The 2,783-nt window shown below is 36.3% G+C and carries 4 protein-coding genes; all 4 read right to left on the minus strand.

Annotated elements, in window-relative coordinates; genetic code table 11:
• Positions 1-246 precede the first annotated feature (246 nt).
• Positions 247-453 (minus strand): hypothetical protein, encoded by a 207-nt coding sequence (locus FTV25_RS15795; protein ID WP_034705268.1) that lies wholly within the window; start codon positions 451-453, stop codon positions 247-249.
• A 196-nt stretch (positions 454-649) separates the two neighbouring features.
• Positions 650-1,228, minus strand: coding sequence for a DUF4126 domain-containing protein (locus FTV25_RS15800; RefSeq protein WP_180004512.1), 579 nt, complete (start codon positions 1,226-1,228; stop codon positions 650-652).
• Positions 1,229-1,348: 120 nt separating this feature from the next.
• A complete protein-coding gene (locus FTV25_RS15805; RefSeq protein WP_257229525.1) occupies positions 1,349-1,546 on the minus strand; it encodes a zinc ribbon-containing protein in 198 nt (65 codons plus the stop codon).
• A gap of 107 nt (positions 1,547-1,653) precedes the next feature.
• A complete protein-coding gene (locus FTV25_RS15810) occupies positions 1,654-2,556 on the minus strand; it encodes a hypothetical protein (protein ID WP_180004510.1) in 903 nt (300 codons plus the stop codon).
• Positions 2,557-2,783: the final 227 nt, after the last annotated feature.

The raw sequence follows: 2,783 nt of genomic DNA on the forward strand, positions 1-2,783 counted from the left end.
TTGTTCCATTTTAGAGATTTGTTTAAGATAAGATATAACTCATTGAGATGTGTCATAGTATTCGTCGTTAGAAAACAATTATTGTGACATTATTTCAATGAGTTATCTATTTTTGTCGTGTACAGAGCCTAAACATAATAAATCTATAGTTTTATATGGGGTCAAATTGATCAATTTTCAAACAAAATAAATGATAAAACCCACTGTATAGCAAGTTTTAAATGACGCCCAATATATTTATAAATCTCATTCTGTACAGCACTTATGACAGCCCTCTACTTTTTCCCTCGGCCAGTTCATTCTTGCCCGTTTATAAGCCAAATCATAATTGGCAAAATATCCAATCAGAATCTGGTTATCAAATTCTGGCAGGTCTTCACAGCCTTCAGTTGCGTTATGAATATAGTGCACGCCTTGGGCAGACTCTTGTTCATCTACAATAAATTTAATCATTTACAGTTCCCCTAATATTGTTTTTATAAAGTTCAACCACAAATAAAACCATACAAAAATTATGTCTTTTGCAATCCCATAATAAAATTATGTCTTTTTTCAATAAAAATCAAGCAATTTAATGAACAAGATGAAGGCCTTTCTTTAAGCAAATATTTCATTAAGAATGAGTGATAAATATTTATTTATCTGATTCTTATAAGGCGGAATTTTCTAGCTTGTTTTTCTTTTTTAGACGTATCCAGCGAATTGCCATGATGGCTAGCATTACAACCAGCAAGGCAGCTAGCACTGGCAAAAGCAATGACAGAATGGATAACAGAATAGCCCCGATCCACTCTCCGGTTGAGAGTACGGGATTCGCAACACCGCCTGTAGTGGCAGTTGATAGTCCACGTGCTGCAACACTGCTCAGTTGCACGGCCCCTGCTGTTCCGCCACCGACAATAATCGCTGCGGCCCAAGCTGCAAACTGGGACATTTCTCCACTGCTCACAGCCATCGTGGTCAGAGTTCCGGCGAGCATGGCTGCAGGCGTTGCAATCATATCGATGGCATTGTCCACCCACGGAATATAATACGCAGCAATTTCACAGATACTCGCGATGGCTAAAGCCAGACAGACTGCCGGCATGGCCAGCCATTTAAAACCGGTCATCGGTTCAAACCAGCCCATCAATGCGGCAATACTCATTACCAGCAAAGGCACAAAAACACGGAAACCGCAGGCTGCACTTAAGCCGATACCGATACATAAACCGAGGATTGTTTCCATGCTGTTTGCCCTTGAGATTTAAGCCATTTTTATGATCCAAATTATACGCTAACAAAAAAGCCCTATCGGGTGATAGGGCTTTTATTTAAAACAGGATCTTCTGTTTTGAATATCGTGTGCTTAGGCAACCTTATCGTTATATTGGGTGCCGAGGCATTTGGTACACGGTGGTAGTCGGTCTGTACCAATTTCTAAGAAGACGCGATGTCCGCATTGAACACAAAAATAGAAACCTGTTCCCGGTTTTGAGCCAGCTGTAACCATCTTTGTTCTCCGTTGTTTTAGAAAATGGTCTAAGCAGTATAACTCTGTTGTGATGAATGTCTATTGTCCATTTTTGTAAATGATAGTGTCGTTAAAGCTAAGTGTTATTTTTATTTGTGATCTAATGATATTTCGTCGCTGTGCCTAATCACTTTCACTTTCTATGATAAATAGCTTGATAGCATTGGAATAAATGGAGCTAAGAAAGTATATATAGTCACATGATTAGAGAGAAAACTCATTAGCTCACCATATTGGGAAGTATATTCTGGTGTTCCAATTGAGGTTCCTAATTTTTCAATTCTTAGTTCTAGATCGCTAACTAACTCTTCCTCGATTTCAGATTTTCTCAAAGTACTTAATAAATCTAGAAACTCTTGAGGAATTTGAGAGTTATTAATTTCTTGATGGATAGTGCTGTGATGATTTCCTGAAGCTAAGTTTTGAACATTGCCAGAAATATTAATATTAAAAATTTGACTAACTTGTTCTTGTGGGATTGGGCAAGAATTTAATAAAGCTTCACCAGCTTCTGGATTGATCATTTCAATATCTAAAACAAAATCTAAAATTTTCGTTTTAATTAAATCAATAATTCCCTGTACTTGAGCTGGTGAAATCTCTCTCCAAGCTTGAATACATGTATATCCTCGGTAAATATTTTTACCGAATAGAGCAACAAAATTCGGATTCCAAGGCTGTCTTAAGTTGATTGATTGCCTCACACTATTTTCTACTAAAGTTTCCAATTCAGAAATTGATCCTACTAAAGATGATTGATGGATATCTTCATGATGCTCTTGATCAAAACAAATTGAAGGTATATCTATATTAGTTAAACTCGCTCCAAATGCTCCAGCAAAATTTCCTTTAGAATTGACTTCAATAATTCTATATTCAGGTAGTTCATCTTCTGAAGAATAACCATTCAACTCCTTATTTATCCAACTTTGAAATTCTGTACTTCCTAGTCTCACTGCTAAAATTTTGCATTTTCTCAATAAGTCTGAAATTTTCACATTAGAATTAACAGCGTCATTTTGAATTTCTCTTAAAAGTGACATTATTTTCTCTATAAAAAAACCCACTCAACAGTAGGTTTTTTTCTAATTAATTTCAATAACTTTAATCCACCCCAATCCCTCTTTAAAAAGAGGGGAACTTCCCACTGCTGTCCCATAGTTTGCTTTAAATAAAAAAACCTGAGTCCTAACAGTTAAAATATGAGTGCAAACAAACACTTTAACGACCAGGATTCAGGTTTTGTCACATCAGAATACCGTATTTCATG

The organism is Acinetobacter sp. YH12249, from assembly GCF_013417475.1.
Taxonomy (GTDB): domain Bacteria; phylum Pseudomonadota; class Gammaproteobacteria; order Pseudomonadales; family Moraxellaceae; genus Acinetobacter.

Coding starts and splice junctions, on each gene's coding strand:
- FTV25_RS15795 (WP_034705268.1), bottom strand. CDS start 453: ATGATTAAATTTATTGTAGATGAACAAGAGTCTGCCCAAGGCGTGCAC.
- FTV25_RS15800 (WP_180004512.1), bottom strand. CDS start 1,228: ATGGAAACAATCCTCGGTTTATGTATCGGTATCGGCTTAAGTGCAGCC.
- FTV25_RS15810 (WP_180004510.1), bottom strand. CDS start 2,556: ATGTCACTTTTAAGAGAAATTCAAAATGACGCTGTTAATTCTAATGTG.